Source organism: Bariatricus sp. HCP28S3_F11, assembly GCF_052065395.1.
Lineage (GTDB): Bacteria > Bacillota > Clostridia > Lachnospirales > Lachnospiraceae > Allocoprococcus.
The window spans coordinates 1-13814 of sequence record NZ_JBQHUC010000031.1 but is presented as its reverse complement, the minus strand read 5'-3'; the positions used below and the strand labels follow the sequence as shown (position 1 = coordinate 13814).

The following is a 13814-nucleotide window of genomic DNA, read 5'->3' as shown; positions in this document are numbered from 1 at the left end:
AAAAATGAGTGGAAAGAGAAATGATTATATTTCCTGGGACGAGTATTTCATGGGAGTTGCCATGTTATCAGGGAGAAGATCCAAGGATCCGAATACTCAGGTTGGATGTTGTATCGTAAGTGCGGATAATAAGATTCTTTCAATGGGGTATAACGGACTGCCGCGGGGATGCTCGGACGATGAGTTCCCGTGGGAGAGAGACGGGGATCCGCTGGAAACAAAGTATGTATATACGGTACACAGTGAATTGAATGCGATCCTGAATTACAGCGGAGGAAGTCTGGAAGGGGCAAAATTATATGTGTCGCTGTTCCCATGCAATGAATGTGCCAAGGCTATCATACAGAGCGGAATAAAAGAAGTTATTTATGACTGCGATAAGTATGCGGATACTTCTTCTGTGATGGCATCTAAGAGGATGTTTGACAGTGCGGGGGTGCGGTATCATCAATATCACAGGACCGGGCGAAAGATTGAAATTGAATTGTAAATGGATATTTCAGAAAGACATAACACTTTGAAGTATGTGTTGTGTCTTTTTTTTCGTGTTTTTCTGGAAGTTCAGGTAATAAAACAATGGGAGATGGTATATATTCAATTGAGGGACAGATTCTGTTTGAAGTGGAAATGCCCTGGCTCGAGTCGGGAGTGAGGAGATAAAAGAATGGAAAAAAGAAAATCATCAATTTTGATTCGTTTTATTTTAAGGGCGATTTTGGGACTGGTAGTTATTTTTGGAGTCAATCAATTTCTGGACTATAGAAATATTCCGGTTTCTGTAGGGATAAATCTAATTTCGTTTTTGACATCCGGAACCCTTGGAATTCCTGGGGTTTGTCTGCTGTATGGCATTATGTTTTATCAAATTATGTAAGTGTTGTACAAAAGCATTTTAATTTTCCGAAATTACTGGACAAGAAAAGTGGGCGGGGATATAATACACCTCACAAGAGAGTTACAACAATCAAAAAATCATTTTATGCAGTGTCTGTCTTGCAGGCACTCGCATCAAAGGAATGCAGAGGCATTCCTCAACATGCCATTTCGGCGTAAGTTTCAAAGTTATTTTTTAATAAAAGATGCTGGTATCAGTATCGGAAAGGAGCGTAATCAGGAATCAGTAGAGAAATAGTAATCTGTGATTCAGAGGAAGCATATGTGAAAAGGCTTGCCGAAGCACTGCTTTTGAAGCGGGAGGTGACAGCAGGAGTGCGGATCTGCTCATCTCTTGATATGTTGGAAAATCTGCTGGAAATAGGAGAAGTTCAGGCGCTTTTGATCAGCGATGAGATTCCATATGAATTGAGAAAGCGGGTATTTGGCGGCAGAAGAATTGTGCTTACAAGAACAAAGTGTGCGGATCTGGGGGAAGAGGAGCAGGAGCTCAGGAAATACCAGTCTGTGGACAAGCTGACCGCAGAGATCATGCAGGCTTTTCAGAAGATGGACATTCCGGCGGGATATTACGGAAAAGGCCGTGTTCTGGGAGTGTATTCGCCGGTTCACCGGGTCGGTAAGACAACATTTGCACTGAAGCTTGGCAAAGTACTTGCTGAACAGGAGAATGTACTGTATCTGAATCTGGAGGCATATGCAGGGATCGGGGGATATTTTCAGGATGGTGATGTTCAGAACCTTTCTCATCTACTGTATTATGCAAAACAGGAAAAGGATGATATCGGTGTAAGGATTGCATCCATGATCCGACAGATGGGAAATCTGGACTATATACCACCGATGAAGGTGTGGACCGATCTGAGAGAAGTGAGTATCCGGGAGTGGGAGGTTCTTCTTCAAAAACTGACCGGAGAGAGTATTTACGATACGGTGATCCTGGATCTGGGAAACGCCGTAGGAGATATTTTTGAGATTTTAAAACTGTGTGACTGGATTTTGTTTCCGTTTGCAAATGATGTCTATGCCAGGACAAAGATGGAGCAGTACAGCTATATTTTGAAGGCGCTTCGTCTTCAGGAGCTGGAAATGCATACGATTTATGTGGATATGGACAAAACGATGCGGCAGGCCGTGAAAGAGGCGGCCGGTGAATTGGAAATAAAGTCCGGAAAGGGGCACATGTATGTTAAGAGCAGAACAACTTCATGAAAAGGTCCTCTCCAGAATGGATTTTATGAGGGAACCGTCAGATGAAGAACTGCTTGAGATCATCCATAGTGTTTTGGAAGAAAGTTCAAAAAAACAATTCATTCCGCTCAAAGAAAAGGCGACGCTTGGGAAGGAACTTTTTAATGCGTTCCGTAAGCTGGATATTCTGCAGGAACTGATCGAGGATGAGTCGATTACAGAGATCATGATCAATGGAACAGAGAATATTTTTATTGAGCGGGAAGGACAGATCTTCCTGTCCGATAAGAAATTTCTGTCCAGAGGTAAGCTGGAAGATGTGGTCCAGCAAATGGTGGCGGAATGCAACCGGATTGTCAATGAAGCATCCCCGATTGTGGATGCCAGGCTTAATGACGGCTCGCGAGTCAATGTCGTGTTGCCGCCTGCCGCTATCAATGGGCCGATTGTGACGATCCGAAAGTTCCCAAAACACAGAATTACGATGGAGCAGCTTCTGGAGTATGAATCCATCAGTGAGGAAGCGGCAGAATTTCTGGTTCGTCTGGTGAGAGCAGGATATAACATTTTTATCAGCGGCGGAACCGGTTCCGGGAAAACGACATTTTTGAATGTGTTGTCGGACTATATTCCCGAGACGGAACGAATCATTACGATCGAGGATAATGCAGAGCTGCAGATCACGGAACTTCCCAATCTTGTGCGGTTGGAAGCACGAAACGCAAATGTGGAAGGAACCGGGGAGATTAGTATCCGTGATCTGATTCGAACGGCGCTCAGAATGAGGCCGGACAGAATTATCGTAGGTGAAGTCCGGGGAAAGGAAGCGGCTGATATGCTCCAGGCCTTTATATGTACTATATTATAATTATATATATGACGTTTATAACGATTAGAATGGATACGTAGGAGAGGAGAAGAAATACGTCATGAACATTAAGTATAGATTAATGTGTAAAAGGTTAATGGAGGAACGAAAGAAAGTAGGTGTCATTCAATACTATAATGTACTGTTCATAATGGAATTAATGACAGATAAGGATATATGGTATATGGAACAGTTAAGCAATGGAATAGACAGGATGTATATGAAGGATATACATGAATGGTGTAGATTACATTCTATTGAATACCAAACGGTATTTGTTTATAGAAAGGAATATCCTTTAGGGGCAAATATATGGAATACATATTCTTATCTTCGCTGGAGGGTGGAAAAATATTTGGGAGCAAAGATAAGCAAGAGGGAGCCCTAAAATAGGGCATCCTTCTTGTGTTTAGAAACTACTAGTCATTGAGTATTAAAGTTTTGTTGACGCTGGCAATATTATTTTCTACCAGTAGATTAAGTATCTTGTCTATGTCTAGTGAGTTGTCATTTACCATGTGGACAAGAGTTGTGTAAACATCTTGTGTAGCAGGAATATTAATATTCAGTGTTTTTAATGTGGCTTCCAGAACAACAGGGTCATTCAAAATTGAAAGAACTGCATGTAAGTAATTAAGCTTAATTGCTGTATTATTTAATCGTGGCTTGGTTATTTGAGAACCAAGAGCATCCAGAACACCAGCTATATCACGACCTTGTTGTATAACGGAAGCAGTACCTTCGTCTATTAATTTTTTTGTCCCTGTTTGAATATCTTCTACTACCTCTCCGATTGCGGGGCAGAAAATAGGCTTTTTTTGTCTTCCTGCATGTTCAACGTTATGCATGGTTCCGCCTTTTTCGTCACATTCATAAATCACAACGACTTTTGATAATCCTACAATCAAGCGATTTCTGTTTACAAATCTAAATCTATCAGGCTTAGTTCCTGTTGCATATTCTGACATTAAAATACCACCTGATTCCAGAATTCTTTCTGCCAGTGCTGAATTCTCTTTTGGATAAATTGTATCAAGACCATGTGCCAAAACAGCAATAGTCTTACCGCCAGCGGAAATACAAGCCTGATGTGATAATTTATCTACACCACAAGCAAGCCCTGAAATGATTGAACAGTCTTCATGTACCCATTGAGGAACTAAATAGTTTACAGCGTTATATGAAATTCTTGTGGGTTTTCGGGTTCCAACACAAGCAATTGCTTTTGAGGGGATATCGGAAAACTCAGCTCCTTTGTAATATAAAATGGCTGGAGGATTACTTATTAAAGCCAACTCTTTCGGATATGATGAAGCTGTTAAGTAAGTTGTTTTAATTCCAAGTTCTTTATTACGAGTAAGAATATCATCTGCCTTAGATAAAGCTAAATCCACTGCTGATGAATCTGAAAATATGTCATAGAACGGCATCAAGTCCAGGTGCTTTTCAAATAAACTTTGACTTCTATTTTCAAACATATCCACGATATCAGAAGAATGTTCTCTTAAAAGCGATATTAAATTATTATTTTTTAGCCCAAGTTCAGTCAAGGCAATAATATATCTAGTCACAAGTAATTCCTCTATTCATTATGAATTGAAAATATCATATAAATCAGATACTTCCTGTTTTGCATTATCATTTACTCTAAAATCAACTAAAGTAGAACTTCCTGTTAGTTGGTAAGAGTAATTCTTTCCATATACTGAGCCAGTAATGTTATATTCTTTTTTTTGAAATGGTCTTTTAAACACACCCATGGAAATAAAAATAATTTTGTTTGCTCCAAGAGATTCTAATAAACATCTAACAGAATTAAAGGTGTTTCCATGTGTCATATAATCATCAAATATGCACACATTGAATCGGCCTTCGTCTCTTAATTTATCAATCCTCTTTTTGTAATCGGGATTAATACAAAGAGTAACAAATTCATCATTTCCACCTAACATTGCACGTTGTTGAGAAGTTCGATTGATGTGTGCCTGATTCTTGGCTGTATGCCGAATTAACAAATTGGTTTCTCTTCTTGGTACCGTTACAGCATAATTTTTAGGAAGGCGTTTTCCTTTTAAACACCTTATTGAAGTCATAAAAGAATATAAATCTTCATTAACTTCGCAATTTGAAGATGGAACCATGCCGAATAATTCAATGTCATCAAATTCTGTTGAATTTGTCATACCTGCTAAGAAGTGATATAAAAGAATTTTATAGTAATTCCTGCTTTTACCTTCTTTCAATAATTCTTGAAAGTGCTGCATCATTTCCTTTTCTTCAGGTGTTTTAGCATAGTAACCATACCTTGCATCCATGAGAGAATAGCAAGTTGTTTTATCATCTACAGTAAGTTTGGAGTACCATACGTTTTGATTATTCAGTGTAAGAATGAATTTATATAATTGTTTTACAGTATCTACATGTACGCCGTATTTTTGTGGCTTATCTTCTAACGGTAACCAAGTCGGAACAATGTAGAGTGAACGTGTATTAACTGCTAATTGGAAATCCGTATTTTTTCCGCCGATAAATACAAAATAATTATTTCTATTTTTGTTTAACGATACAAAATCTTTTAAAGCACTTCTATCACGAAAGTGGAAATTAGTATATCCATGTTCACGAAATGCTTTTTCATAATTAGTTAAAACATCAGTCTTTCTGCTATAGAAATAGATGGTATTATCCGTATCTTCTGAAAGCTGTTTGAACTTTTCCATAAATTTGTCACGTTTTTTCCTCATGCGCTCAAAATTAAAATTGGATAAATCCAAGTCTTGATAATCTGCAGGATCAAGATTTGACTTCAATAAATCCAGATTACAAAAAATTAGTTTTTTCATTGGTTACCTCCTCTTATTTTTGGAAGATGAAAAATACTATGTAGTATAAAATATTTGGTTCGCTTTTATATCTTCTATATTATCAGTATCTAAAGAAAACTTCAATTGGATTATATGTATACGGTACTCATAGGTTGCAGTATACATATATTTATTATCTTTTATCAGAGATTTTCATTGGCTTGCCAGAGTATTGAAATCTAAGGAGTTTGACATTTAAATAAAATGATAAAGGGTTCGACAGTACTAGAATTATATGATAAAATTGAGAAGGTACAAAGAGAATATGAGCGCTTAGACAGTGGATTGACAGCAATGGAGTACAATATCATATAGTGCTATTTTTTTTGAAAAAATACTTCTGTTTCCCTTAGTAAATACTTGCAAGATACATCTCTAATATTTTTGCCGATTTGTAGGTACAATTAAGGTAACTACTATCGGAAGAGAGGTGTATTTACTTGCGTACAGAGGATTATATTGCAGACAATATTGTAGCTTTGTGCAAAAAACGTGATATGAGTAAATATCGGCTGTCACAGCTGACTGGTATATCTCAATCTTCGATTGGAAAAATCATTGCTAAAGAAAGTCTACCAACAATGCCTACTGTGGAAAAAATATGTGATGCACTGGGAGTAACAATGGCTCAGTTCTTTGCAGGAATGGACGTTCCGGTAAATTTATCTGAGTCACAACAAGAGGTCTTAAAGATTTGGGATGGTCTTGATGAAAAAGAACAAGCGGTAGTAATGGCTATGCTCCGAGGTCTTCAGAAAAAAGGGAAACAGTTGTAACGAAAATGTTGACTGTTTCTTTTTTTTATGGGTAGGTGGAGAATATGTTGATTGAAAAGAGATTTTTTGATATTGCAAAACGTGAAGATGAAGAAATAAAAAGGGAACTGGAAGCTGAAAAAGCAAAAATGACAGAAGAAGAAAAATTGGAAGAAAAAAAACAGCATGAAGCAGAGGTAAAAGAAATCATTCGTAAAGCGGAAGCACAGATGAAGAAACATAAGAAGATTCCTGATTCTAAGAAAATTGTTGAGTTTACATTTTTACAAAAGGCTGCATTGAAGATTGCAGAACATATGAGTATGAATATAAAAACTGAGCGCAAAGAGGATGATCTATGGGGCACTATCGAATTTGCCTTTGAAAAAATGTGGTTTTTGGATTCTACACCACCTGAATGGGTTGATATATGGAATACTTTATTGCAAGAAGCACACAGTGTATATATTGAAATAAAGGATAATATGATCGTTTATCAATATTCCTATGATCTATCCCAAGAAGTAATTGATGAGTGTTGATAAGCGGATAAAGTCAAGACATGAATAATTTTATGTTAAATGCAGTTTTATGCGTATTTTCGTCAACATAGAGATGTGATAATGAATGACGGTTTTATTTCTTCGTGGTATACTGTAGATATAGATGAAAATAATGTATTGTTTCAGAATATAAAAACAAGAAGTTTTACATATGCTGACTTTGAATAGTAGTATGTTATTTGCACAAATAATGAAAATTTGAGCAATACAGATGTAATAAAACATACACCTATCATTTTTAGACCAGAACAGGCAGAATGCATTACGAAAGTGGTTAAGCATTTTAAAAAAGCTGATATCGTCCTTTTTACTATCTCCAAAATGTTGCATTTTCTTTAGGCAATCGTAAGCTTGTTTGTGCAAATTACGACTATCTGAAGTCTTTTTCTTATGCCCCATGTGACATACTCCTTTCCGTTCAGGCGTTGTTCCTTGTTAAAACTAAATAGTCGCTTTGTATTCGTCTTTCGAACGTCAATACTAAGCAAATACACACTCTTTTTTGATCTCTTACTAGAGAGGTCTTATGCACGACCAGGGCACTCGTTTAGACATCTTATGCACGATGTTTTGTTCCATTTTTTTCTGGGTTTCATTTATGAGATACAGTGGTTATTTGGGCCGGGATCCGTATCTTATCCCAGAAATCTCGATTTTGTCCGTTTATTCGGATGCTTTAGTTGCTTTCAAAAAGATTAATAACAACTATATGCCTGACTCCTTACTGTTTTTTCGCAAAGACTACTTTTGTGCATTCAGGAAATCCATGGACGAGAGCCATTTCGTTGCGTCTATGTAAAATAAAATTTATTTATGATTCTATTATACTTAGCGAAGTTTGAAGATACCACACAACCAGTTTAGGTATGCGATATCAAAGGATAACGGTTTACCCGTTCATGAAATAGAACGGATAAACCGTCTTACAGAAGCACATTTATAGGCACTACTATTTGTATGTACTTTTCCGGAACGCTTGATTGACCAGTATGATTTCTTTGCTGCGAACAGTTCTTATTTTATCCAGCGTAACGATACAGCTTTGATTAAGCATACATGAAATTTTATCAATTATTGACATTAATGTATATTCCGACGACTTAGTGCACACTGCACGGCGATTGTGAGCAAGCTTTCCGGCCTGTTGAGCAGAACCGGATAATCTGTTTCATACTGGCAAAATCATGTCAATGGAAAGGCCTTTGGCGGCATAAATGCCCCATTGACATGATTTTGCTAGCATGAATTAGGGTAATTAAGCAGATCAAAGGGTTGATCTGCCTTCCGGAAAACATGCACTGAATAAGCGGACCGCATGCACTAAAACTCCGTGCAGTGTGTTCTCCTCGAGCTGAATATACAATTAATATTGCAAGACATAAAACACAAGATAATTATAGCCAAGCTGTAGACAAGTGGAACAGTGATCGTAAATTTGTTTCGGAATATAGAATTGGAGATAAGCAAGAGGTGGTAATTGATAAAGCTGTTATCAAATGATTTTACATTTAACTGTCTTGAAACATGGACACATAACATGATATTATTAAACCATCAAAAGAAAATAAAAAGTAGGAGGATCAAATTATGGGAGCATTTTTATTGATTGTTATTATTGTAGGAATTATTGCATATTTTACATGCAACAAAGAAGCAAGAGTTATGCGTGATGTTGATAGAATGATTAAGAGAAACGCAGAAGAAACAAAAAAAAGACATGGAATGGACAAATAGCTATCATGGAAGGTAGATGGTTGTTGATACATATGGATTTGGCAAATAAGTATTTTAGGTTAGACACCTTCAAAAAAATTTCGTATTGGTCGTAGAATCCGTGCGATAAGAATAGAAAAAGGTATGTCACAGGCAGAATTAGGTCAGGCTATGGGATTGACTGCTGACAGAATACAGAAATATGAGAATGGAGCGAGAAAACCTAAGTTTGATATGTTAAAGCAGTTTGCGTATGTACTTGGGGTTGAAACCATTGCCTTGATGGACCCAGTTGTATCAAATTACATTGGTGCTATGTTTGCGTTTTTTGAGATGGAAGAACTTTACGAATTAGAAGTAAGGAAGGATGGTGCTAAGTATTCATTACAATTTGGTAATGGGATTACTGGTACTATGAATGAATACCTGAAGGAATGGTATGAGGAAAGAGAAACTGTAAGAACTCGTATGGAAAATGCTACTGAAGAAGAAAAAGAAACTATTCTGAGGGAATATCATGAATGGGAAAAGACTTTTCCTAAGGCTTTATGTGATAGAACAGAGAAGGCTTTACAGAAAGCTCGATTAAAAAGTACAATCGCTGAGTTACAGGAAAAATTGGATAAGTTAGATGAAGAGTAATATTTTATATTCCGAGGGGGTGGTAGATATAGAATATGTTTATAGGGAAGTTGAGATAAGAGAATATTTATTAACACATCTTGATACAGGAGTGACAGAGAGAGTTAAAGTATCAAACAGAAATGGTCTTACGGAAGAAAAACATTTGAAGTTACTCAATCATAATACACCTAATGACATTTTTTTTAGTAAAATGCAACATTAAATTCAAGACAGATAAAAAGAATGATGTATAAACTAATACATATTAAGGGGGTGTCTGTATGCCTATATTAAGCAAAAAACAGATGTCCGAAGAAGATATAAAGCTTAATTATATAACACCGGCAATACAACCTGGATGGTCTGGTCATATCACAATGGAGACCAAGATAACGGATGGTCGGATAAACATTAAAGGTAATATGGTTGCCCGCAGTAAGTCAAAGTATGCGGATTATTTATTATACCTAAATAGTGGCAAGCCAATCGCTGTTGTGGAAGCCAAAGACAATAATCATACAGTATCATACGGTCTGCAACAAGCTATGACCTATGCTCAGATGATGGATTTACCTTTTGCGTATTCATCAAATGGTGATGCCTTTTATGAGCATGATTTTTTGACCGGAACTGAGGCTTTGATTGAGATTGATAAGTTTCCAAGCCAGGAACAGCTGATAGCAAGATATTATGCAGAGCTTAATGGTGGTAATGGTATCACGGAAATGGAAAAGAAAATAGTAGGGCAGCCTTACTATTCTTCACAGTCTACTTATCCACCTCGATATTATCAGCGTAATGCAGTAAACAGAACGGTGGAGGCTATTGCGAAAGGACAGCAGAGACTTCTTCTTGTGATGGCTACTGGAACCGGTAAAACATATACAGCTTTTCAGATAGTGTATAGGCTTCTTAAAGCTGGCTTAAAGAATAGAATACTGTACCTTGCAGATAGAAATATCCTCGTAGACCAGAGTATTCTCCAGGACTTTGCTCCACTTGAAAAGACTATTTATAAAGTTGATTTTTCAGACAAAGAATGTCTTAACAATATAGGCTCTCACGAGGTTAATTTTGCCCTTTATCATCAGATGGTAGGTCAGAACGATGAAGAACACTTCCGTCAGATTCCGGCAGGATACTTTGACCTTATTATCGTGGATGAGTGCCACCGAGGAAGTGCCAAGGAAGACAGCAACTGGCGTAAAGTCCTTGAATACTTCAGCACGGCAACACAGATCGGTATGACAGCGACTCCGAAGGAAAGCGAAACCGTATCGAACATTGATTACTTCGGTGATCCCGTTTATACATACAGTCTGAAGCAGGGTATAGAGGACGGATTCCTTGCGCCTTTTAAGGTTATCAATGTCACCCTGGATATCAGTGATGGGTGGAGACCATACAAGGGACAGACTGATTTGTATGGAAACGAGATACCGGATCGTATCTATAATAACCGTGATTTCGATTATCCGAACGGTGTAATCCTTGAAGACCGTATCAATGAGGTTGCTAACGAGATAACAGAGTATCTGAAGGCTACTGACAGGATGCAAAAGACCATAGTATTCTGTGCGACCGAAGATGCTGCGGAGCGTATGCGTATTGCGCTTGTAAATCTTAATAACGATATGGTTGAAAAGAATCCTGATTATGTGGTTCGCATCACAGGATCTGATACTTATGGAAAGAGTAAGCTGGACTACTTTATATCGGTATCATCGGAGTATCCGGTCATTGCGACAACATCTGAGCTGCTTTCAACTGGGGCAGACTGCAAGATGACAAAGTTCATCGTGCTGGATAAGTATATCGAGAGCATGACCACATTTAAGCAGATTATCGGTCGTGGAACCCGTATCCGTGAAAAGGAAGGAAAAACACACTTTGCTGTTATGGACTTCCGTGGCGTGACAAAGCTCTTTGCGGATCCTGAATGGGATGGACCGATCGAGCAGGATGAACATTTCCATCATGGTGGTACGGAACCTCATCCTCCGAAGCCACCTTACGATCCGGATCAGCCGATAGAGCCAGTTGAAAAGCTGGGTGTGCCTATCGTTGATAAAGATGGATGTCAGGTAAAGATTATCAATAAAACGGTATCCGTGTATGATGCAAACGGAAGACTGCTCCGGCAGGAAGACATCATTGATTATACAAGAACAAATATCAAGGGTGAGTTCGCTTCCCTATCAGACTTTATCCGTAAATGGAAGGCATCCGACAAGAAGGAAGAGATACGAAAAGCCCTTGCGGAAATGGGTATTGACCTTGAAGCCTTGAAGAAGGATCAGAATATGGCAGATGTGGATGACTTTGACTTTATCTGTTATGTTGCATACGGGCAGAAGCCTCTTACAAGGGCAGAAAGAGCCAACAATGTAAAGAAGAGAGACTTCTTCTCTAAATACTCCGGGGATGCACGTGCGGTGCTTGAAATCCTTTTGGATAAGTATATGAATCAGGGTATTACAGAGGTTGAAGACATCAAGGTTCTTTCCCTGGCTGATTTTGCAAGCTACGGAAAGCCCGCAAAGATAGTGAAGCTCTTTGGTGGCAAGGTTCAGTATGAACAGGCTGTAAGAGAGCTTGAAGAAAATATTTATGGAATCGAGGTAGGATAAGATGGCGATGCAGTCAGGTTTTATCAAAAGAATCAGAGACATCATGCGTATGGACGCAGGTATTAACGGTGATGCGCAGCGTATTGAGCAGATGGTGTGGATGCTCTTTCTGAAGGTATATGATGCCAAGGAAGATGATTGGGAACTGAACGAGGATAACTATACATCCATCATCCCCGATGAATGCAGATGGCGTAACTGGGCGCAGGCAGATGATAATGGTCACGCTATGACCGGAGAAAAACTGCTGAACTTTGTAAACAATACGCTTTTCCCGACATTAAAGGAATTGCCAGTAACACCAGACACACCTGTAAAGAAGGCTATCGTAAAGTCAACCTTCGAGGATGCCAATAACTATATGAAGGACGGTGTATATCTCCGTCAGGTTATTGATATTATTGATGAAATCGAATTTGATGATGTGAAGGAGAGTCATGCGTTTGGTTTTGTTTATGAAGAAATCCTTCGTGATTTGCAGTCTGCCGGATCTTCCGGTGAGTTCTATACTCCTCGTGCCGTAACAGACTTTATGGCACTTATGATCAAACCTAAACTGGGCGAAAAGATGGCTGACTTTGCCTGCGGTACTGGAGGCTTTATCACATCATGGCTTGGTCAGTTACAGAAGCAGGTTAAGGATACAGCTGCACAGAAGCAGTTTGATGATAGTATCTTTGGCATCGAGAAGAAGCCGTTTCCGTATCTTCTTTGTGTTACCAATATGCTTTTGCATGATATTGAAGTACCGAACATTTATCACATGAACTCATTGAAGCATAATCTCTTGGATTATACGGATGATGATAGGTTTGATGTTATCTTGATGAATCCTCCGTATGGTGGACATGAGGATAAATCCATTCAGGGTTTCTTCCCAGATGATCTTGCATCTTCTGAAACTGCTGATCTTTTTATGTCTGTTATCATGTATCGCTTGAAGAAGAATGGTAGAGCTGCTGTGGTTGTGCCAGATGGATTCCTTTTTGGTCTTGACAGTGCAAAGGTAGCAATCAAAACGAAACTATTAACGGAGTTTAATTTGCATACAGTTGTGAGACTTCCTGGTTCTGTTTTTAGTCCGTATACAGGTATATCGACAAATCTTCTGTTTTTTGATAATGCAAAACCTGAGGGTGATGTGTGGTTTTATAGAGTCGATATACCTTCAGATAGAAAGCATTTTTCTAAAACAAAACCGATGGAGTTAAAGCACTTTGATGATTGTATTACTTGGTGGAATGATAGAAAAAATATAGAACTTGAGGATGGCCCGAAAGCGAAGTGTTTCACAAGAGAATATCTCTTAAAGGATCAAGGCTGTAATATTGATCTTTGCGGGTATCCTCATGAGGAAGAAGAAGTGTTAGATCCTCTTGATACTATCAGAAATTACCAAGAGAAAAGATCAACACTAAATGCAGAAATTGATAAGATCCTTGTTGAATTGGAAGCTTTACTCCCGGGAGGTGCTATTGAATGACTCCAGAACAGTTAAAGGGAAGTATATTGTTTTCAGCATTACAGGGAAAGCTTGTCAAGCAAATAGCAGATGAGCCTAAAGTCGATTTGACGGGAATAAAGAATAAGAGTACAGAAGATTTACTATGAAACAAAACCTTCAGAATAGCCAAAAAAGCGCAAACTACCCCTATCTAGTGCAAAAAGGTTGATTTTGAACTTAACCGACAGGCTTATTCGGCAACTACTGG

13 protein-coding genes and 1 pseudogene are annotated in these 13814 nt (G+C 38.3%); 12 read left to right on the top strand and 2 right to left on the bottom strand.

Going from position 1 to position 13814, the window contains the following annotated elements:
- Positions 1 to 4: 4 nt before the first annotated feature.
- The 5 genes and pseudogenes from ACTNBR_RS12775 (at position 5) to ACTNBR_RS12755 (ending at position 3341) form a co-directional block, all read left to right on the top strand.
- On the top strand, positions 5 to 490 hold the full coding sequence (locus ACTNBR_RS12775) for a deoxycytidylate deaminase (protein ID WP_427808398.1): 486 nt from the start codon (positions 5 to 7) through the stop codon (positions 488 to 490).
- 174 nt (positions 491 to 664) lie between these two features.
- On the top strand, positions 665 to 874 hold the full coding sequence (locus tag ACTNBR_RS12770; RefSeq protein WP_427808400.1) for a pro-sigmaK processing inhibitor BofA family protein: 210 nt from the start codon (positions 665 to 667) through the stop codon (positions 872 to 874).
- A gap of 284 nt (positions 875 to 1158) precedes the next feature.
- Complete coding sequence (locus ACTNBR_RS12765) at positions 1159 to 2106, top strand: hypothetical protein (RefSeq protein ID WP_427808402.1); 948 nt, start codon at positions 1159 to 1161, stop codon at positions 2104 to 2106.
- Positions 2081 to 2932 (top strand): annotated as a pseudogene (locus ACTNBR_RS12760) (CpaF family protein); the annotation flags it as partial. The gene ACTNBR_RS12765 and the pseudogene ACTNBR_RS12760, both read left to right, overlap by 26 nt.
- Before the next feature lie 82 nt (positions 2933 to 3014).
- Positions 3015 to 3341 carry a hypothetical protein gene (locus ACTNBR_RS12755; RefSeq protein WP_441018573.1) on the top strand — a complete coding sequence of 109 codons (327 nt, stop codon included), beginning with the start codon at positions 3015 to 3017 and terminating at the stop codon, positions 3339 to 3341.
- A gap of 31 nt (positions 3342 to 3372) precedes the next feature.
- Here ACTNBR_RS12755 and dprA read toward each other — a convergent pair whose 3' ends face one another.
- Both dprA and ACTNBR_RS12745 read right to left on the bottom strand, forming a co-directional pair.
- Positions 3373 to 4524 (bottom strand): DNA-processing protein DprA, encoded by a 1152-nt coding sequence (gene dprA, locus ACTNBR_RS12750; RefSeq protein ID WP_441018575.1) that lies wholly within the window; start codon positions 4522 to 4524, stop codon positions 3373 to 3375.
- An 18-nt stretch (positions 4525 to 4542) separates the two neighbouring features.
- Positions 4543 to 5796, bottom strand: coding sequence for a phosphoribosyltransferase (locus ACTNBR_RS12745; RefSeq protein WP_441018577.1), 1254 nt, complete (start codon positions 5794 to 5796; stop codon positions 4543 to 4545).
- Between the two features lie 461 nt (positions 5797 to 6257).
- On the opposite strand from ACTNBR_RS12745, the gene ACTNBR_RS12740 reads away from it, so the two are divergent.
- The 7 genes from ACTNBR_RS12740 (at position 6258) to ACTNBR_RS12710 (ending at position 13713) form a co-directional block, all read left to right on the top strand.
- A complete protein-coding gene (locus ACTNBR_RS12740) occupies positions 6258 to 6593 on the top strand; it encodes a helix-turn-helix domain-containing protein (protein ID WP_441018579.1) in 336 nt (111 codons plus the stop codon).
- Between the two features lie 44 nt (positions 6594 to 6637).
- Entirely contained in the window at positions 6638 to 7114 is a 477-nt protein-coding gene (locus ACTNBR_RS12735; protein ID WP_441018580.1) for a hypothetical protein, read from the top strand.
- A 1608-nt stretch (positions 7115 to 8722) separates the two neighbouring features.
- Positions 8723 to 8869: a hypothetical protein gene (locus ACTNBR_RS12730; protein WP_441018582.1), complete on the top strand. Its 147-nt coding sequence runs from the start codon at positions 8723 to 8725 to the stop codon at positions 8867 to 8869.
- An 84-nt stretch (positions 8870 to 8953) separates the two neighbouring features.
- Positions 8954 to 9490, top strand: a complete 537-nt coding sequence (locus ACTNBR_RS12725; RefSeq protein ID WP_441042714.1) for a helix-turn-helix domain-containing protein — start codon at positions 8954 to 8956, stop codon at positions 9488 to 9490.
- A 263-nt stretch (positions 9491 to 9753) separates the two neighbouring features.
- Complete coding sequence (gene hsdR / locus ACTNBR_RS12720) at positions 9754 to 12102, top strand: EcoAI/FtnUII family type I restriction enzme subunit R (protein WP_441018585.1); 2349 nt, start codon at positions 9754 to 9756, stop codon at positions 12100 to 12102.
- 1 nt (position 12103) lies between these two features.
- Positions 12104 to 13585 (top strand): type I restriction-modification system subunit M, encoded by a 1482-nt coding sequence (locus ACTNBR_RS12715; protein ID WP_441018587.1) that lies wholly within the window; start codon positions 12104 to 12106, stop codon positions 13583 to 13585.
- Positions 13582 to 13713, top strand: coding sequence for a hypothetical protein (locus ACTNBR_RS12710; protein ID WP_441018588.1), 132 nt, complete (start codon positions 13582 to 13584; stop codon positions 13711 to 13713). Before ACTNBR_RS12715 ends, ACTNBR_RS12710 begins: the two co-directional genes overlap by 4 nt.
- The last annotated feature ends 101 nt before the right edge of the window (positions 13714 to 13814 follow it).